The organism is Pseudoalteromonas sp. 11L1 (assembly GCF_055397545.1).
The window spans coordinates 3,129,126-3,148,993 of record NZ_AP041141.1 but is presented as its reverse complement, the minus strand read 5'-3'; the positions used below and the strand labels follow the sequence as shown (position 1 = coordinate 3,148,993).

The 19,868-nt window shown below is 39.4% G+C and carries 16 protein-coding genes; 8 read left to right on the top strand and 8 right to left on the bottom strand.

Annotation, left to right across the window (positions count from 1 at the left end):
• Window positions 1–124: 124 nt before the first annotated feature.
• The 3 genes from fahA to ACZ5WS_RS14660 form a co-directional block, all read right to left on the bottom strand.
• Entirely contained in the window at window positions 125–1,438 is a 1,314-nt protein-coding gene (gene fahA, locus ACZ5WS_RS14670; protein ID WP_464709476.1) for a fumarylacetoacetase, read from the bottom strand.
• A gap of 211 nt (window positions 1,439–1,649) precedes the next feature.
• Window positions 1,650–2,696, bottom strand: coding sequence for a 4-hydroxyphenylpyruvate dioxygenase (hppD, locus tag ACZ5WS_RS14665; RefSeq protein WP_076918939.1), 1,047 nt, complete (start codon window positions 2,694–2,696; stop codon window positions 1,650–1,652).
• Between the two features lie 512 nt (window positions 2,697–3,208).
• The gene (locus ACZ5WS_RS14660) at window positions 3,209–4,708 is read right to left on the bottom strand and encodes a peptide MFS transporter (protein WP_198522267.1); all 1,500 of its coding nucleotides are present in this window, start codon (window positions 4,706–4,708) and stop codon (window positions 3,209–3,211) included.
• A 743-nt stretch (window positions 4,709–5,451) separates the two neighbouring features.
• On the opposite strand from ACZ5WS_RS14660, the gene tyrR reads away from it, so the two are divergent.
• On the top strand, window positions 5,452–7,008 hold the full coding sequence (tyrR, locus tag ACZ5WS_RS14655; RefSeq protein ID WP_008109548.1) for a transcriptional regulator TyrR: 1,557 nt from the start codon (window positions 5,452–5,454) through the stop codon (window positions 7,006–7,008).
• 112 nt (window positions 7,009–7,120) lie between these two features.
• On the top strand, window positions 7,121–7,657 hold the full coding sequence (locus ACZ5WS_RS14650; RefSeq protein ID WP_008109547.1) for a thioesterase family protein: 537 nt from the start codon (window positions 7,121–7,123) through the stop codon (window positions 7,655–7,657).
• A 53-nt stretch (window positions 7,658–7,710) separates the two neighbouring features.
• Here the strand turns inward: ACZ5WS_RS14650 and ACZ5WS_RS14645 are convergent, their stop codons facing one another.
• Window positions 7,711–8,364, bottom strand: a complete 654-nt coding sequence (locus ACZ5WS_RS14645) for an OmpW/AlkL family protein (protein ID WP_010391257.1) — start codon at window positions 8,362–8,364, stop codon at window positions 7,711–7,713.
• 273 nt (window positions 8,365–8,637) lie between these two features.
• Here ACZ5WS_RS14645 and ACZ5WS_RS14640 point away from each other — a divergent pair, with 273 nt between their 5' ends.
• Both ACZ5WS_RS14640 and dapE read left to right on the top strand, forming a co-directional pair.
• Window positions 8,638–10,056, top strand: a complete 1,419-nt coding sequence (locus tag ACZ5WS_RS14640; RefSeq protein WP_131690723.1) for an MATE family efflux transporter — start codon at window positions 8,638–8,640, stop codon at window positions 10,054–10,056.
• Window positions 10,057–10,127: 71 nt separating this feature from the next.
• Window positions 10,128–11,318: a succinyl-diaminopimelate desuccinylase gene (dapE, locus tag ACZ5WS_RS14635; RefSeq protein ID WP_464709467.1), complete on the top strand. Its 1,191-nt coding sequence runs from the start codon at window positions 10,128–10,130 to the stop codon at window positions 11,316–11,318.
• 67 nt (window positions 11,319–11,385) lie between these two features.
• Here dapE and olsF read toward each other — a convergent pair whose 3' ends face one another.
• Window positions 11,386–13,116 carry a bifunctional ornithine lipid synthase OlsF gene (gene olsF / locus ACZ5WS_RS14630; RefSeq protein WP_464709464.1) on the bottom strand — a complete coding sequence of 577 codons (1,731 nt, stop codon included), beginning with the start codon at window positions 13,114–13,116 and terminating at the stop codon, window positions 11,386–11,388.
• A 161-nt stretch (window positions 13,117–13,277) separates the two neighbouring features.
• Between olsF and ACZ5WS_RS14625 the strand changes: the two genes are divergently transcribed.
• Window positions 13,278–14,198, top strand: a complete 921-nt coding sequence (locus tag ACZ5WS_RS14625; protein ID WP_464709460.1) for a 2-hydroxyacid dehydrogenase — start codon at window positions 13,278–13,280, stop codon at window positions 14,196–14,198.
• Between the two features lie 259 nt (window positions 14,199–14,457).
• Here ACZ5WS_RS14625 and smrA read toward each other — a convergent pair whose 3' ends face one another.
• Window positions 14,458–15,039 carry a DNA endonuclease SmrA gene (smrA, locus tag ACZ5WS_RS14620; RefSeq protein ID WP_178955521.1) on the bottom strand — a complete coding sequence of 194 codons (582 nt, stop codon included), beginning with the start codon at window positions 15,037–15,039 and terminating at the stop codon, window positions 14,458–14,460.
• Window positions 15,040–15,436: 397 nt separating this feature from the next.
• Window positions 15,437–15,682: a hypothetical protein gene (locus tag ACZ5WS_RS14615; RefSeq protein ID WP_008114416.1), complete on the bottom strand. Its 246-nt coding sequence runs from the start codon at window positions 15,680–15,682 to the stop codon at window positions 15,437–15,439.
• 634 nt (window positions 15,683–16,316) lie between these two features.
• On the opposite strand from ACZ5WS_RS14615, the gene ACZ5WS_RS14610 reads away from it, so the two are divergent.
• Window positions 16,317–16,700: a response regulator gene (locus ACZ5WS_RS14610; RefSeq protein ID WP_138607618.1), complete on the top strand. Its 384-nt coding sequence runs from the start codon at window positions 16,317–16,319 to the stop codon at window positions 16,698–16,700.
• A 67-nt stretch (window positions 16,701–16,767) separates the two neighbouring features.
• Here ACZ5WS_RS14610 and rpsT read toward each other — a convergent pair whose 3' ends face one another.
• Complete coding sequence (gene rpsT, locus ACZ5WS_RS14605) at window positions 16,768–17,028, bottom strand: 30S ribosomal protein S20 (RefSeq protein ID WP_008114420.1); 261 nt, start codon at window positions 17,026–17,028, stop codon at window positions 16,768–16,770.
• Between the two features lie 295 nt (window positions 17,029–17,323).
• Here rpsT and murJ point away from each other — a divergent pair, with 295 nt between their 5' ends.
• Window positions 17,324–18,862: a murein biosynthesis integral membrane protein MurJ gene (gene murJ / locus ACZ5WS_RS14600; RefSeq protein WP_041709107.1), complete on the top strand. Its 1,539-nt coding sequence runs from the start codon at window positions 17,324–17,326 to the stop codon at window positions 18,860–18,862.
• Between the two features lie 74 nt (window positions 18,863–18,936).
• Window positions 18,937–19,863: a bifunctional riboflavin kinase/FAD synthetase gene (gene ribF, locus ACZ5WS_RS14595; RefSeq protein ID WP_075170608.1), complete on the top strand. Its 927-nt coding sequence runs from the start codon at window positions 18,937–18,939 to the stop codon at window positions 19,861–19,863.
• Window positions 19,864–19,868: the final 5 nt, after the last annotated feature.

Genomic DNA, 19,868 nt, shown 5'->3' with positions numbered 1-19,868 from the left:
TTAACGGATTTAAGATAGCAATTTGAACTAAAAAAGCCAGAAAAAAATTGTAACTTCGGCTTAATTAATAAAAAAGGGCGGCTTATTCAGCAACCCTTTCTTATTAGTTTATTGATTTTATGTATTATTTTGCTGGTAGTATGGTGCTCTCCACTGAGCCAAAGCCAATTCGTGCAAAGCCTTCTTTTTCACACCAGCCACGCATTATAACGTTGTCGCCGTCTTCCAAGAAGCTACGCTGTTCGCCGTTGCTTAAAGTTATTTTTTCTTTGCCACCACGAGAAAGCTCAAGTAATGAACCCGCTTCTTCGTGAGTAGGTCCTGATTGCGTGCCAGAGCCCAGCATATCGCCTGGCATAAAGTTACAACCGTTTACGGTATGGTGAGTTACCATTTGCGCTACAGTCCAGTATGAGTGCTTAAAGCTAGACTTAGACACTTGAGTTGGGTTGTAGCCTTCATCACGCATTTTTTGCGTTTGAATTTTAACATCCATTTGAATATCAAATGCGCCTTGATCACGGTTAGCCATTGATTCTAAGTACTCTAGTGGCTGTGGATCGTTTTCATCACGCGTCCAACTTGTTCTGTATGGTGCAAGTGCTTCGGTGGTTACAATCCACGGAGACACGGTTGATGCGAAGTTTTTAGCTAAGAATGGACCCAGTGGTTGGTATTCCCATGCTTGTAAGTCACGTGCTGACCAATCGTTGAAAACACAAAAGCCGAATACATGCTTTTCAGCATTTTCAATTGCAATAGCATCGCCAAGCTCATTACCCTTACCTAGATAAATACCTAGTTCCAGCTCGTAGTCAAGGCGCTTACATGGACCAAATGAAGGAACTTCTGCATCTGGCGCTTTAGTTTGTCCTTTAGGGCGATGAAACTGCTGCCCAGACACGCCAATAGAAGATGAGCGACCATGATAACCAATCGGCACCCATTTGTAGTTTGGTAGTAAAGGGTTATCGGGACGGAATAAACTTCCTACGGCAGTCGCATGATAAATTGATGTATAAAAGTCAGTGTAATCGCCAATGCGACACGGTAGAGCAAATTCAATTTCGGTTTGTGGTATAAGCGCTTGTGCTAGTTGCTCTTGATGAGCAGAGCCTTCACGTAATGCTTTAGACAGTGCTAAACGAAGCGCTGACCAATATTGCTCACCTAATCCCATAAACTCGTTCAAAGTCGGGTTACTTGCAGATGCAACGGCTGTTTGGGCGTCACCTGAAAAAATACCGAGTTCATTTACTTTTGCTAAATCAATAACCTGATCGCCAATGGCAACAGCACCACGAAAAGCTTCATTGCTATTTTTGCGACGTACTTCTGCAAAAGGTAGGTTTTGAATAGGGAAGTCACATTGTGCATCATTTGCTGATGCTACCCAGCTAGTTAAATTTATATCATGGGTTTCGTTAATTAAACTCATTACATTTCCTTTGGTTTAGTTGGTCGCGCTTATCAGTATAAATATCAATTTATTAAATAAGAATATAGCACCCGTTAATTTCATCTATTACTTAGCTATATGGTGATGAAAAGCGCGATTTAAACACACAGAGAGATAGTTTTACCTCTCAATTACGATTAAACGACAAAAAGCAGCGAAATACGCTGCTTTTTAAAGTCACTTTATTTGCTTATAAAACGCCGCGGCGTTCTTGATCTCGCTCGATTGATTCGAATAGCGCTTGGAAGTTACCTTCACCAAAGCCGCCATCATCAACTCGTTGAATCATTTCAATGAAGATAGGACCAAATAAGTTTTTAGAGAAAATTTGCAGTAAATAGCAATCTTCGCTTTGGCTATCAACAAGGATTTGATGTTCACGGATTTTTTCTTTGTCTTCTTTAACCCATGGAACACGGTCAAAAATAGTATCGTAGTACTCTGGAATAATATCTAAAGTAGCGATAGTCGATTTATCAAGCTTATCTAGTGAGCTTACTAAGTCGTCAGTTAAGAACGCTAAATGCTGCACACCTGGGCCATTGTATTCACCTAGGTATTCATCAATTTGGTTATTGTCGTTGCCTTTACCTTCATTGATTGGAATAGAGAAGGTGCCACATGGTGATTTTAATGCATATGAAAGCAGGGCTGTTTTCTGGCCCTTAATATCAAAGTAACGCACTTCGGTAAAACCAAACACGTCTTTGTAAAAGTTAGCCCATGTTTCCATAGTACCTTTATATACGTTGTTGGTTAGGTGGTCGATACGTAAGAAGCCTTTACTCTCTACTTTGTTTGGCTCGCTCAGATCTTCGAAATCATTATCGTAGATAGAGCCTTTATCTCCAAATTGTTCAATAAAGTAAATTAAGCTATCGCCAATGCCGTAAATAGCAGGGTACGGTAAGTCTTTATTAGCTGCATCAGTAGCTGGCTTAGCGCCGCGCTCAACCGCTGCTTCAAACGCTGCTTGAGCGTTCTCTACACGCCAGCCCATAGAACAAATTGCTGGGCCGTGGTTTTTAGCAAACTCAGCTGAAAAGCCGTCGCGTTCATTATTTAGTAAAAAATGAATATCGTTTTGGTTGTAATAAACAATGTCTTTACCTTTGAATTTTTTTAATTTTGAAAAACCAAAATCGGTAAACACTTTGTCCATGTAATCGGCATCGGGTGTTGCGTATTCAGTAAACTCAATACCAACCAAACCTAAAGGATTATTTACTTCACTCATTATAATTACTCCCGCAATTAAGCACTGCGATTATTAGTTATCGTATTGCCTGCATGATTAACTAGATTACTGCTTTGGGGAAGAGGGTGTTGTGATTTAGTAAATAGCGCGTGTGTAAATTTTACGGGACGGTTAGCAAAGCATGACATTTATTTACATACGAGCCTAGGTAAGTAAAAATTAGTTAGCTCGAATAATGTATGGGATTTAAATTTAAGTTACTGATTTAATTTGTTTTACATTTATTTTTTTATCTATTTTCTTAGTTCTTATACACTAAAAAAAGAGTGGTTTTTGTATTTTATTGTTTACACTCAACCTGAGCTTAGCTGCTTACGACATTAACAAAACGATAGATACTGAGGGTTTGATTCACTAACTCCACTTATTGTGTAGTATGTATTACGCTGTAACAAATAGGTTAGCCATAAAAATACCCCCTGCAGTTAGCTGCAGGGGGTATTTAATATCATTAGTCAAAGCGCATAATTACGCGTTGTGATTAATTTAAATTATTGGGCTGGTGAGGTTTGCTCTAAACCTTGTTTTTCCCATACCTTAGCTTTGAAGCTCATCAGTACTAAGATGATACCTACACCGATACTAAATAATGCAATTTGTAAGTAAAGGTTAGGAATTTCTGCAACATTGTTAGGATCAAAGTTACCAGCAAGTAAGCCTGAAATTACGTTACCAATTGAGTATGTCAGTACAAATACACCCATCATTTGACCCGTATAGCGACGAGGAGATAATTTACTTACCGCACTCAATGCAACTGGGCTTAAACAAAGTTCACCCACTGTATGTAAGAAATACGTTGTAACCAGCCAGTAAGGAGCTACTTTTAAGCCTTCAGCTGCGTAATGGGCTGCCATGAACATAACTAAAAAGCCTGAAGCCATAATAACTAAGCCCAATGCACATTTTACGCTATAAGTAGGCGATACCATTTTCTTAGATAAATTAATCCAAAGAGCGGCAAAGAATGGTGATAGGGCAATAATGAATAACGAATTTAGAGATTGGAACCAAGTCGTTGGAATTTCAAATGTGCCAATAAGACGGTCTGTGTAGTCACGAGCAAATAGGTTTAATGAAGAGCCCGCTTGTTCAAAGCCAGACCAAAAACACGCAGAAGCAACACAAACTAAAAACAGCGCCCACATTCTTTGCTTTTCAGCGTCGGTTAGTTTGCCTTTAAAATAAACAAGGCCAAAGTAGATGAAAAAGATAACAGTAAATACAACTGCTGTGTAACCTGCAACAATAGTCGGGTTAATAACTATAGCGCCTGTCATCGCAGCAGCAGTCACGCCGGCAACAACAATTACAAACGCAGCAATACCGCCCCATGCGCGTGAAGCACCTTTAGGGCTTAATGGATTCGCAGGTAACGAGCTATGTTCTGGTAAGTTATTAAGTGTACGTTTGTACTGCACTAAACCAATAGCCATACCTACAGCAGCAGCACCAAATGCCCAGTGCCAGCCTACGTTTTCCATAAAGTAACCACAAACGTAGTAACCAATTAAAGAACCTAAGTTAATACCCATGTAGTAAATAGCGTAACCACCGTCACGGCGTTCATCTTCGTCAGTATAAAGCTGACCAACCATGGCACTGATATTAGGTTTAAGTAAACCAGTACCCGTTGCGACAAAGATTAAACCAATGAAAAAAGAATATTCATGCGGAACGGCTAAAATAATGTGGCCACACATGATGATGATACCGCCGTACCATACTGCTTTTTGACCACCAAATAATCTATCTGCTAACCAGCCACCAGGTAAACCTAAAAAGTACACTGAACCTGTGTATAAGCCATAAATTGCAGCAGCAGAAGCAACGGTAAATCCTAAGCCTTCTTGTTGTAAACTTGCTGTCATAAATAATACGAGCATAGCTCGCATACCGTAATAACTCATTCGCTCCCACATTTCTGTGAAAAATAGGGTCGAAAGTCCTTTAGGGTGACCAAACCAGCCACTGTCAGAATTTGAACTCATATTTACTTCCTAATTCATTATTGTTTTGATGACCTTGTGGTTTTTTATTTAGCTAAATTGGTACTTTTTAAAAGTATAATAAATGCTCGATCATCAGTGTTTTTTATGCAGCTAAGGTAATGGTTTGCTAAACGCAGCTATACGTTTAGGTAAGAGTCACACCCTTATCCTAGTTACAATTGCGCCTAAGTATACATAGACCTTTGTACGAGGGGAAGCGTTGAGCGCGCTATCACACATCCGTTATGTAATTGTTAAATACTAGGCGCTAAAACCCTAGTTGTTGCGATAAACACTTAAGCTTATCAAAAAAGATATTTAACAACACAAGTAATATTGTCTTTGCAAAGCTAGCTTTTAATTGGTTTTAAGCTCTATAGAAAACATATAAAACCGCTTTATTTACCAGGGGTTACAGGTACCAAGTTATTCAACAACAGTTAACCTTTAGTACTTTATTTTAATAATCACGGTTTAGATTAAACATGAATAAATATTAGCGTTTGCACAGCAATGATTAGCTCATTGCAGAATATAATTTATACAAAGTTAGCTTGGCTATATTTACAAGTAATAACCCCGAGTTTTAGTAAACAGCTAAGATAAATATTTTAAGTGTTTAAAAAAGCGCTCTAGGGAGTAAAAAAACATTTTTCGTCCAAATTTCTTTACAATAAACTATGCTGATAATCATAGTTAGCGTATTATTCACGCCAATTAGTTTTTTCCTTACCTGAGGGTGTATGCGTTTAGATATTCACTGTGCAGACCGAGTTGGTATTGCTCAAGAGATTCTTAATATTTTAGTTAGCTACAATGTTGACTTGAAAGGAATTGAAGTCGACTCAGTTAATTGTCGTATGTATGTGAGCTTTCCTGAAATTGAATTTGAACAATTTCAAAAAATTATGCCTTCAATTCGATTGATTGATGGTGTTCATGATGTACGTACCACCGCGTTTTTACCTTCTGAACGTGAGCACAATGAATTAAACACCTTATTAAGAGCACTGCCAGATGGTGTTATATCTATTGATGCTAAAGGCTGGGTGCGTTTGTGTAACGACGCGGCGTGTAAAGACTTACAGCTAACAGAAAAAGAAGTCATTGGCGCCAATATCAATAATTTACTTAAAGGTTTTAATTTTACCCGTTGGTTAGAAGGCAAAGAAGTACTTGGGCAAACTACCCGTGTAGAAGTGGCAGGTGAAGACTTTATTGCCGATATTTTACCTATTGCTGTACCACAAGGCAGTGAGGGGGATGTGTTAGCGGGTGCGGTAATTAATATAAAATCGCAAAGCCGCCTAGGTCAGCAAGTGAGTGCATTTAGACGCTATGGCCAAGAAAGCTTTGCGACAATTCACAATTTTAGTACGGCGATGCGTCGTGTTGTACGCGAAGCGCGTAAAATGGCGCAACTTGAAGCCCCTATTCTTATCACCGGTGAAACCGGCACAGGTAAAGAGTTATTAGCGCGAGCTTGTCACTATGCATCTAACCGCTCAGTAAAGCCGTTTATCGCTTTATCGTGTGCCTCGTTACCAGATGATGTTGCCGAGTCAGAGCTTTTTGGTTACGCCGGATATGAAGAAAATGCAGCGCCTAAACGCGGTGTACTTGAACAAGCGGATGGTGGAACAGTATTTTTAGATGAAGTGGGTGAAATGTCGACTCAGCTCCAAACTAAATTACTGCGCTTTTTACAAGACGGTACGTTTCGAAAAGTAGGCGACGAAAACGAAGTTAAAGTAAATGTTCGCATAGTTGCTGCTACCCAAAAAGATTTACCTGCAATGGTGCAAGAAGGCGTATTTAGAGAAGACTTATACTATCGCATTAATGTACTAACGTTAGAAATTGCACCACTGAGAGATCGTAAAGCCGATGTTGGCCCACTTGCTGAACACTTTATTCAAAAATATGCGCAGCAAAATGGCCATACTGTGCCTGAGCTATCTGAAGAATGTTTAACGTTTTTACAAGATTACCCATGGCCAGGTAATGTGCGCCAATTAGAAAATGCTATTTACCGTGCGGTATCGTTGTTAGAAGACAGTGAACTACGAGTTGAGCATTTACAACTGCCGACCTTTACCCATGATTTAGGCTATTTAGAGTCTGATTTTGAGGGCTCGCTTGATCAAGCGGTTAAGCGTTTTGAAGCTACCTTATTGCGTAAGCTTTATCCAGCTTATCCAAGTTCACGTCAGTTAGCTAAGCGCTTAGGGCTGAGTCATACAGCGGTAGCTAATAAACTACGTGATTACGGTATTAATCGTAAAACGGTTAAAGTTTAAAGATAGATATTAAAACAACCTTTCTTAGTGATTGTCCCCTTGGTGTAAAAATACCCTAGGGGATTAATTGCTATGATACACTCACAAAAAACAAACTGGTAAGACCTCTGCTGTGAACTTATATTTTAGACTGCTGCTATTATTTTTCAAAATTAAACGTAATCGTGATTATCAATCATTGTTAGACACGGTTGATATAGACTACAAAGCACTGCCAAGTGACTGTGATATTAATTTGCACTTAACTAATTCACGCTATTTAGCAATGATGGATTTATCGCGCACATGGATGACCGAGCGAGTTGGTTTACTAAAGCAAATAATGAAGCGTCGTTGGTTTCCTATTGTTAATGCAACCGCCATTACTTATATCCGTGATATTAAGCCTATGCAGCGCTTTACCATTAGTACCCGTTTAGTCGGCTGGGATCATAAATACTTTTATATTGAACAAAAATTTCATTCAGAGCGTGGCTTACATGCAATTGCCTATGTACGTGGCGTATTTAAAAGTAAAAAAGGGGTGGTAAGCGTTGAGCATATGCTGGAGGTTGCTGGTTTTGAAGGCGTAGCACCTATTTTACCGGCAGAAATAATTCATTGGAAAGAAATGCTTGAGCAAAAAAAAGTAAATAACTTACCTCGTTAATTACACGCAAAAAAAAAGGCCTTACGGCCTTTTTAACACACACATAATCGTTATTAAAACGAGTATTTAAGACCAAACATAGCTACAACAGGGTCAAGTGACACGGTTGAAGTTAATGCTTTTGCGCCATTAGCATATACAGTCGCATCAGTATCTATATCCATGATAGATACCATAGCGTGTAGGCCCCATTTCTCATCAATCTTGTAGTTAGCACCTACTTGAGCAACAAAACCAAATGAATCATCTAGTTTTACTTCCACGTCGTCAGTATTTAAAGTTGCTTTAAGTGCTGCAGAAGGCTGCTCGTCAAAGAACGTCGTATAGTTAATACCTACACCAACAAATGGACGAAGTGCGTAGCTGCTGTCTAAAAAGTGGTATTGTGCAACCAGTGATGGTGGTAAGTGTTTAATGTCGGCAATTTTATTACCAGCCAAACCACCTGTACCTTCTACATCATGAGAGAATGGCGTTGCTGCAATAAGCTCTAACACCCATTGGTCGTTAAATGCATAATCTACAGTAATACCTAACTGAGTATTTGAATCACCTTTTAAACCAAGAGTAGGTGCTTCGTTAATCTTTGAGCCATCGTTATCAGGGTTAACATTAATTGCGCCAACATTAACGCTAAAGTTAGCGTGTGCTGCAGGAGAAAGAGCTAGTAAAGAAGTAAGTATTGCAATGCTTAGTTTAGTTTTCATGTTGTTCTCCGTGAACTACTGTGTGACTATTTGTTGATTGAGGCTATTATCGCTCGAGTTTAAAAATAAAAACCTGTTCTAGATCAAAGTTTCAAAAGCGTATAAGTAAAGAGCCTCTATTTATTGATTTAGATTAAACTTTTACTTACTTAGTGCTCAAAAATTATTGACTGATCACTTAAATACCGGCCGTAAACGAAGTATTCAGAATATAATCAGCTAGTTTTGTTAAACTAAGGCTATGTTCACGGTTTAATAAAAGTAAGCGGCCTCATGACTCCCTCTGGTCAACTATTTCTTCAAGGCTCTATTGCCAAAGCGCTATTAAAATTAGGCATTCCTATTATCCTCATTAATATTTTGCAGTCTGCTTATCAGCTTACAGATGCTTTTTGGGTTGGCCGGTTAGGGGCTGCGCAAGTGGCTGCTGTATCGATTAGTATGCCTGTCACATTTTTAGTTATTGCGATAGGTTCAGGATTTGCTATGGCTGGGGCGATTTTATCAGCCCAATACATGGGGGCAGGACAACAAGATAAGGTTAACCATGTTGCCGCGCAAACGGTGTTAATGGTGACATTAGTTGCACTATTACTTGGGTTACTAGGCTATGCATTATCACCTTATTTTTTAACCTTACTGGGGGTTGAAGCGGCCGTATATAGTGATGCGCTTAAGTTTATGCATGTATCTTTTATTGGCGTTATTTTTGTGTTTATTTATGCCATGTTTCAATCGCTAATGCGGGGGATTGGGCAAACTAAGGTGCCGTTAATTATAGTCAGCACAACCGTGTTACTTAATTTTATACTCGATCCGTTATTCATATTTGGTTATGGTCGTTTTGAGGGGCTTGGTGTGATGGGCGCTGCGCTAGCAACATTGGTTACACAGAGCTTAGCTGCGCTTGCGGGCATCATTATATTTTTACGTGGTCGCCATGGTATTCAATTACAGCTAAAAAGCTTTTACCCCGACTGGCACTATATTAAGCGCGCTTTTTTCTTGGGAGCGCCAGGCTCTATTGAATTATCGACACGTGCATTTGGTTTGATTATCATGTCATTTCTAGTTGCCAGCTTTGGTACAACGACAATTGCTGCTTATGGTGTTGGCTCTAATATTTTGCAAATGGTAATGATCCCCGCTATGGGCTTATCAATGGCGGTATCAACCTTGGTTGGGCAAAATATGGGGGCTGGTAATATCAAGCGGGCTGAGCAGATCACTAAACTTGCTAGTGTGTGGGGCTTGTTAGGGCTCTCATGTGTTGGCGCCATTGCATATTTATATGCAGATTCATTAGTTGCATTTTTTATTCCTGACGATAATGACGTTATTACTAATGGGGCGCAGTTTATTCAAGTAATGTGCTTAAGTTGGGGTGGAATAGGGGTGCAACTTTGTATTGTTGCTGCTTTTCGTGCCTCAGGTAATATGCTCAATGCAATGGTTATCGCGTTATTATCACAATGTGTAGTGCAGTTCCCTGCCGCTTATATTCTTTCTAATCATACTGAGCTTGGCGATCAAGGCATTTGGTATTCTTTTGCAATTACTAACATAACCATCGCATTGATAGCATTTGCATGGTTTATGCGTGGCTCTTGGAAAAAAACCAAGTTAACTAAAGAAGATAAGCACATAGTGCAGGTTACACGAGAAACATTAATAGAAGAGGGCGCACGTTAGCTAGTAAATTCATAATGCGGTCATAAAAAGTCGTTGTAATAAATACACTGCTAAAACGAGGTGTGTTTATTATGACAAAAGCTATCAATACAAAAGCACAAGCGCCGTACTTAACTATTGCACAGTTAAAAACAGTGAGTCACTTACAAACTCTGATCCGATTTAAATCGATTACTCCTAATCCAGCTGGTGGCATTGAGTGGCTTGCGAACCACCTTACTGAGTTAGGCTTTAGTACAGAGCAATTTAGTTCTAATAATGTGACAAACTTAATTGCAAAAATAACCTTTGGGGCAGGCCCCGTGGTGGCATTTTCTGGGCATATTGATGTGGTACCCGCAACGCAAGGTGGCTGGTTAGCCGATCCGTTTGGTGGACACATAATTAACGATGCAATTTATGGGCGTGGTGCCGCCGATATGAAAGGAGGCATTGCCGCGATGCTTAGTGCAACGCAGACGTTAATAAACAGCGCGCAGCAAAAGCAGGGAACATTATTTTGGCTGATCACCTCAGATGAAGAAGGTGAGGCGGAGCATGGCTCTGTGCTGATTGCCAAGCGATTAGCACAACAGGGCGTTGTGCTTGATGGCTGTATTGTTGGTGAGCCAACCAGCCACCTGCAGGTAGGTGACACTATAAAAAATGGTCGACGTGGAGCCTTATCTGCGCGATTAACTATTCAAGGAAAGGCTGGGCATGTAGCCTATCCTGAGAATACCATTAATGCTGCGCACATCAGTGCTGAAGTGGTTAACAGGCTCACACAAATAGACTGGCCTTTAGATGAACTTAGTTCAAAAACAACGCTGCAAGTCACCGGTATTAATATTGATAATGTGCTAGATAACCTCGTGCCAGCTCAGTGTGATATTACTTTTAATATTCGCTATAGCCATGGGTATAAAAGTAAACATGTTAAGCAACGTGTGTTTGCTGCACTGAAGGATTTCAGCGAGCATTTGGTTATACAGTGGGAGCGTCCATGTGAACCCTATTATACAAGCCATAAGATTGAGAGTTGCTTACTCGCTCAGTTAGAGCAGGCAATTTTTAAAGTGACGGGGAATTATCCTTTATTAAGCACCAGTGGTGGGACGTCGGACGGACGATTTTTTGCACAGCAAAAAACACAAGTCATAGAGTGTGGGGTACGAAACCATAGTATTCATCAGGTTAATGAACATGTACCGATTTGCGACTTGTTAGAAATAGAAAAGATTTATACGCAATTACTCGATGGTATTTTTACTCAGCCTTGAAGTATTAATAACTATTAAAGCGCCGCTTAATGCCGCTTTAATAGTTATTCGATTAAGGGTTAACGCTTTAACTTGCTGATGCTGATTTATCAGTACCCAAGTAGCGCTTTGCTTTGCTTGGTTTTACTTTTTCAAGATCAACCAATACTAGGCCATCAATACAATTATTGAATTGTGGATCAATACTAAAGCTTAAAAATTTAACACCATTTGGTTCGCATAGCTCTGTATATTGTTTAAATAGTGTGGGTACATGCGTGCCCATGTTAGCGAGTATGTGTTTAAGCTCTACAAAATCTTCTTTTATATTATTACCCTCGAACAAGTTAGTGCACTGAGTTTGCTGATCAGGTGTGTGACGAAAAGCATTGTTAGGCGTTGCGAGTGATTTTTCACAGCCATAATAGTGCTGATAATAATGCACTAATAAAGACTTTGCCTGCTCAGGTAGTGCGTTTGACACACTCACCGCACCAAATAAGTAACGGTATTGAGGGTAGCGATTTATAAAAGCGCCAATACCATACCATAAGTAGTCGAGACTTTTTCTGCCCCAATATTTAGGTTGTACAAAGCTTCGGCCTAGCTCTATGCCTTGTTTAAAATAAGGATTCATATCTTGGGTATAATTAAATAGGCTATCGGTATAAAGCCCACTTTGTGAGTGTTGTTCAATCACATCCTGTGCACAAGCTAATCGGTAAGCACCCACCAACTCTAGTGCATGTTCATCCCACAATACTAAGTGCTGATAGTGCATATCGTATTTATCTATGTCTCGGCGGTTTCCACTACCTTCACCTACAGCCCGAAAAGCGATTTCTCGTAAGCGGCCCAGTTCACGAAATAAGGGAGAGCTTCCTTGGTATTGGTACAAATAAATCACCATGCCATCACTGGTTTTACCTAAATGTTCGCAGCATTCTATGGCTTTTTTTAATTCTTTTTTACATTCAGGAGAGGCGATCGGAGCATGAGTTTTTAATGGTAGCGTTTTTTTTGTGGTTAAACGGTATAGTTGCTTACGGATTAGCTCAACCACTTCTTTGTCTTTTAAGTCTGGGATTAAATAAGACTCAGGGGCAATAGAAGCGCCAATTTCAAACTCGAGTGATTTTTGACGTTGCTTAAACATTTCTTTTACCAGTAACAAGCTAGCCAGTGGTTTATAAAGCATTGATGCGCCGTAAAACAGCGGGCTATTTCTGGCTTTAATATAAATAGGCAAAATAGGGCTGTTAGCCTTTTTTGCAATGCGTAAAAAGCCACTGTTCCATTTGCAGTCTTTTATACCCGTAGGACGAAGTCGAGAAACTTCACCGGCAGGGAAAATAAGTAACGCTCCTTCATTTTTTAAGTGCTGGTGGATATTACTCAGCTCTTGTTTTTTACTTTGCCCTGATAGGTTATCAACTGGCAGTAATAACGAATGCATGGCGTCAACGGTCATTAACATACGGTTAGCCACCACTTTTAAATCGGAACGCACTGTTGATAACACATTAATTAATGCAAGCGCATCTAAGGAGCCGATAGGGTGGTTTGCAATAATGACAATTTTTCCTTCACTGGGAATATTTTCTATTTGCTTAGCTTTATAACGAGTTTCAAAATCAAGTTCATCAAGTACTTGCTCTACAAATTCTATTCCTTGAAGGTGGGGATAGGCAGTTGCAAAGTTTGTAAATTCTTGTTCATGTAATAAGTAGCTAAGACTTTTTTTTACCAGTTTTTTTATTTTAAATGAGTTAGTTAACTGTGGTAAATTGGTTGCTATTACTTTATCTACACTGATCATACGCACCTCTTTTTTTATACTAGGCTAAGGCCAATATGTTTAGCTTAGAGTGCAGATATGACAATACGCGGTCAGTTGTGTGACTTTTTAAAACCGTTTACTTACTATTGAATTGAACCATATCAGTACTATTATTTACGGTTACTTTTTAAGGAATCATCATGTCAGTTTTAGTCGCGATTACCGGTCGAGATAACACAAAATTAATTGCAAAAATGAAAGCGCAATTACCCAATATTCACATTGAGCAGCTTGATGATTGCCAAGATTTTGCAAGTGTAGAATTTGTACTGGCTTGGAATGCGCCCGCGTCTTTATGGCTAAAGTTGGTAAATTTAAAAGCTGTGTCATCGTTTGGTGCTGGGGTTGATAGTATCGATTTAAGTTTACTACCTGCACATGTTGAAGTGGTGCGGATTGTCGATAAACAGTTGGCTAACGACATGGCTGAATATGTTCTTACCCATGTATTAGCGCAAAAATTGCGATTAAAAGAATATTTTTTAAAACAACAGCAAAGTGAATGGAAACCCAAAAGAGCGTATAGGCACGATCGAGTCAGTATTTTAGGGTTTGGCGAATTAGGCCAAGCCTGTGCCTACAGGTTAGCTAATAATGGTTTTAAAGTTAATGCTTGGAACAGAAGCCCTAAAACATCAACATTAGCAACACTTTATCATGGGGATGAGGGCTTAACCGAGATGTTAGCGCACACAGATTATTTAATCTGCCTATTGCCACTTACTAGCAATACCAAAGGTATTATTAATCAACAGTTGCTTAAGCAACTTCCTGAGCATGCCGTGGTTATTAATGTGGCCCGAGGTGAGCATGTCGTTGAAGCTGATTTGCTCGATGCGCTCAACAACGCACGTTTACGAGCAGCAACGCTTGATGTATTTGCCTGTGAGCCACTACCAAGCGAACACCCTTATTGGCAGCACCCAAATATTACTTTAACGCCGCACTGTGCTGCGTTGTCAGATCTAGATAGTGTTATTAAGCAAATAGCAGAAAATATTTTGCGTTTGAAAGCGAGACAACCATTAATAAATTGTATTAATAAGCAGCAAGGTTATTAATTTAGAGTTATTGGCCTTCAAGGATTAAAATTTGTTTAATTTTTAACAGAAACAGCTTGTTAACATTTGTAATTTTTACTATTGTTAAAAGCTGTTCTAACAAAAATAATAAATAGGATGAATTATGAAACCCAATCAAGGGGGCGCAAAAATTAGCATTGTTGTTGTATCTATCATTATTTTAGGAATATCTGCGTGGTTTAATCAAGCTAATGCGGCAGCGTTGATGCTTAACTAACCCTTATTAGCACAGCAAGATTTAACTGCGCTTGCTGTGAATTTCTCTGTTTTGATGCTTTTTATCATCACTCTTCTTTAGTAAGACATATGTTGCCCCACTTCCTCCATGCTGCCTGAGTGCAGTGTGAAATGCTAAAACACAAGGAATTGTTTGCAGCCACTGATTTACGTAACTTTTTAAAATCCCCGGTTTGGCTTTATTTTTAATACCTATTCCATGACGAACAAGAACCATCCTTATATTGCGCTGGTGGCAATCTTTAATAAAGGCAAGCAACGAAGCATGGGCATTTTTCAAAAGTTGCCCGTGTAAATCTAATGTCGCATCGAGCTGATATTTAGCTAATCTTACGTTTTTAAAAACCGGGCTTTGCACGCCATCCCGTTTAAAACTTAATATGGCGAGTGGGTCGAGCAATTCTAGTGGTTCATCTAACGAATTAAATTGTTCACTGCTTAAATTTAATTGTGCCGCTTTGTTTTTTTCTTGCTGAGCGATAACTGTTTTATGGTTTTTAGGTGGCAATGTCACTGTATCGTGACTGATAGGGGTAACATCTTCCATGGAGGATAAGAATAAATCGAAATCTGACAACGGCATGGGCTTATCTCAAATTAGGCAAGGGTCTGTTGACCTTTGCGGATTGAAATTTGTTCAAACTAGGGGCGGTTTAATCGCGGCGCTCGGTTTGTAACCTAGTGGGCTAAGTAAAAACCGAGCAACAAAGAGTAAATCGCCCCTAGGCAGAACCCTAAGGGCAGCGCCTGTTTGGCATTGATGCTGCGTTATCACCTATTTATGGGGAATAACCACACCACATAGGCTCTGCCTTGCCTAAATACCAAACAGACTGCTGCAAATTTAACCTTGAAAGGTCAACAGACCCTAATACGAGATAAATTTTAACTTAGTTCAAACTAAGACCCAAGATTTTTAAAGCTGTAGAATAAAAAAAGCCCAGAAAAACTGGGCTATAAAATATTCTAAGGGGAAGTAATTAGTGCTGAGATACAGTAAATTGTCCAAAAGTATAAACTTTAAACAAATAAAATGTGTTGATCAAAACTAAACTCATATTTGAAATAATACTCGACGACATAAGATCTAAGCTAAATGATAAGAATAACAAACCACAAGCACTAATCGCTGCAACGCGAAGCAGTGTCAGTTGGTTAATAAAGAATGCACCTAAACCTAGTGCAAGTAGTAATGTATTTAAAAGCCAATCTAGCTCGTTTAGCATGGTCGTTTCAATAGTTCAGTTGTTGAAAAAAGGAGCGCCATTATGTTGATCTTTTGCACAGCTTTCAACCAAGTAATTTTAAATTTTCAGATTAGTTTTTTTAATGTTAAAAGTAAGTAAGCAATACTGAAAATATTCCTTCCTCAGCAATAATTCGATATTTTTGGCAGCTCTGCGGTTGCTGTAAATCAATACATAGGTAAAGGGTTCTATGCTCCTTATCCAGTCGCGGGTGTAGGGTTGAGTCCAGTAGTTTTGGTTCGCTTGAAAACAACCCTGGCCAATACACACTTTGGCTTACCATAGATGATTTTTTATAAGTAAGTAAACTCGGCTTTGGTATTAAAACAAGTATAAATAATAATATCGCGAAAATAAAAAGCAGGGTCAACTTGATGCCACACTTTGCGCTACTTGAGTGTAGTTTTAATTGTGAGCCAGTGTTTGCAAGCTTATTACTGGATCTTTGTTTAACAGTAGCGGCTTTATTTTTTTTGCGGCGACTTTTTTTTGTGGTTTTCGACATAAAGCAAATCTGGCCTTTTTAGCTTAGCCCTCTATAATAAAGTAAATATTTGTATTTTAAGCAAATCACCAACTTCGCAGACATGGCTTTAGCCTATAAGGATTGTATATGAATACGCAGCTATCTATTTTAATAGTTGACGATGTTAGCACTGTGCGTAGCTTTCTAAGTCAAACATTAATGCATTTAGGGATAGAGAATGTAAAAGAAGCGTCAACGGCCGCGCAGTGTATTAGCGAGTGTCGCGCAGCCAATTTTAATATTATATTTTTAGACATAGAACTACCTGATGGCGATGGTAAAGAACTTATTGCGCAAATTAATGAGTTATCACCAGAGACAAACGTGGTGATGGTGTCGGCTCATTCAGGCGTTGAAAATGTGAAGGATGCGATAGAAAGAGGGGCAAAAGGGTTTGTGGTTAAACCATTTTCACCAAAGAAAATTGCGGCGATGTTGAAAAAGTTTTATCCAGAGCTTGATAACGTTTAAGAGGCGTATTTATTTTGGGCAAAAAAAAACCGGCAAAAGCCGGTTTTTTTAATCTTGCAAAAACAAATTATAGCGCTTTAATTTTAGCAGCTAAACGGCTCTTATGACGAGCAGCTTTGTTTTTGTGGATTAGACCCTTAGTTGCGTAACGGTCTAGGATAGGTGTAGCAACAGAAAAAGCTTGCTGTGCAGCTTCTTTATCGCCAGCTTCAATAGCTACGATTACTTTTTTGAAGTAAGTACGCATCATTGAACGACGGCTTGCGTTGTGCTGACGGTTTTTTTCGCTTGTGATAGCGCGTTTTTTTGCAGACTTGATGTTAGCCAAGGTTTGCTCCTAACAATCTTAAATAAAGCTTAAATTAAAGGCCGTGGAATATGCCTGTTTTTATCATGAATGTCAATTTAATTTTAACAATTCAAGAAAAACTGCTCCTTATAACGAACATCAATTTGCCGCTTTAGCAGTTAATAGCGCTATTGTAACAAAGCAAGGGGTTCCAGCCTAGTGCTTTAAAGCGATTTATAAAAAAGACTATGGCATAATTAACTTAATTGCTGGTTTTTAATATGGATTTATAGTGTCAAAAGGTTTGTTTCGTTCTGGGATGATTGTAAGTGCAATGACAATGATCTCGCGTATTTTAGGGCTAGTACGAGATGCCGTCGTGGCTAATCTGTTGGGCGCAGGCGCTGCGGCCGATGTATTTTTATTTGCTAACCGTATTCCTAATTTTTTACGCCGTTTATTTGCCGAAGGGGCTTTTGCGCAAGCATTTGTACCGGTATTAAGTGAAATTAAACAGCAGCAAGGCGATGAGAAGGTCAGAATATTTGTTGCCCAAGCCGCCGGCACGTTAGGCACTATTTTACTGATAGTGACACTTTTTGGTGTAATAGCATCACCTGTTATTGCTGCATTATTTGGTACTGGTTGGTTTATTGATTGGTGGCAAGGGGGGCCTGACGCAGAAAAGTTTGAGCTTGCTAGTTCGCTATTAAAACTGACTTTTCCTTATTTGTTTTTTGTAAGCCTTGTGGCGCTCAGTGGCGCGGTGATGAACGTTTATAATCGTTTTGCCGTTGCGGCTTTTACCCCGGTGTTACTCAATGTATCCATCATTAGTTGTGCCATTTTATTACACGACCAATTTTCTGTAGGCGCTTATGCGTTAGCTGTTGGCGTGTTTTTAGGAGGCGTGGTACAGCTATTATTTCAACTGCCGTTTTTGTATAAAGCAAAAATGCTAGCGCGCCCGCGCTGGGGTTGGCAAGATGAAAATGTGAAAAAAGTACGCAAGTTAATGCTCCCAGCCTTATTTGGTGTATCAATTAGTCAAATTAACTTATTACTCGATACGGTAATAGCTTCATTATTGATGACAGGTTCTATCGCTTGGCTGTATTACTCAGATAGACTGATTGAATTCCCACTTGGTTTATTTGGCATTGGTATTGCGACGGTAATTTTGCCTGCGCTGTCAAAATTACACAGCAGTAAAAAAAGTAGCGACTTTCAACATACCCTAGATTGGGGAGTGAGGTTTGTGATTTTTTTAGGGCTTCCAGCAATGATAGGATTGATGATTATAAGCCCGCTTATTATTACCGTGCTGTTTGATCATGGCGCTTTCAAAGAAGCGGGCATCGATCATGTTAAGGCGGTGAGCTTAGGGGTGGTTGCCTACTCAGTGGGATTAGTCAGTTTTATGTTAATTAAAGTGCTCGCGCCTGGGTTTTATTCTCGCCAAGATACTAAAACACCGGTACGCATTGGTATTATTACTTTGGTACTAAATATGGTGTTTAATATTATGCTGGCACCATTTATTGGCTATTTAGGTTTGGCTCTGGCAACCTCAATGTCGGCAAGTTGTAATGCCTACTTACTGTATCGACAGCTTAAAAAAGAGAATGTTTATCAGTTTTCCAGCATGAGTGGCTACTTCACTTTGAAGTGTTTGTTGGCAAGTATAACAATGGGCGCATTGGTTTGGTTTACCAGTAGGCAATATGACTGGGTTAGTTGGCACTTTAGCGAACAAGTTATGTTATTGGTTGTGTTATTAATTATTGCGATTGTTAGTTACTTTTTTATGTTGTTTTTGATGGGTGTTAGACTAAATACGATAAAAAGTGTAGCAATTACTGAATCAAATTAAAAAAAAGATTATAATCGGACACTCTGCGGCCCGAGGTCGCATTTTATCGCTCGCTGAAAAAGGCATTAGGTGGCATGGAGTTAATTAGAGGTATACACAATATACGCCCACAACACTTTGGTTGTGTGCTGACCATTGGTAATTTTGATGGTGTTCATTTGGGTCATGCTGCCGTATTAAAAGGGCTTTTAGCTGATGCAAAAGAAAATAATTTACCCAGCACCGTAATGTTATTTGAGCCTCAGCCACAGGAGTTTTTTGCAAAAAATAACGCTCCGGCTAGGCTGACTCGACTGCGTGATAAACTTCGTCTATTGAGTAACTTAGGAATTGAACGCGTTATTTGTATTAGCTTTAATCAGGCTTTTGCAAACATGCATGCTGAGCAGTTTGTTAGCGATATTTTAATTAAAAAGTTGGGCGTTAAAGCATTAACGGTTGGTGATGATTTTAGGTTTGGTAAACAGCGCCAAGGTAACTTTAGTCTATTGGCAACTATGGGCACCCAAGTGGGAATGAGTGTTAAAAGCACTGCCAGCTTTAGGCAATTAAATGCTAGAGTAAGCAGCACCTTGATACGAGAAGCACTTGCTGAAGGTGACTTAGTTAGTGCAAAAGTTATGCTTGGGCATAATTATGCAATATCTGGACGTGTTATTCATGGCTGGAAAAAAGGCCGCGAACTGGGTTTTAGAACGGCAAATATTGCGCTAAAACGTCAAGTTTGTCCGGTCAATGGTGTATTTGCGGTTCAAGTGATGATCGCAGGAAAGCAAGTTTTTGGGGTGGCTAACATTGGAAACAAACCCACGTTTAATGGAACTCGTGCCTTATTGGAAGTTCATCTTTTTGATTTTGCACAAGATATTTATGGACAATTTATGCATGTGGAGTTAATTGAAAAGCTCCGCAATGAGAAAAAATTCGAGACATTAACACAACTGACGGCACAAATAGCAACCGATGTTGCCGCCGCTAAGCAGTGTTTTGGTTTAAATTAGGTAGC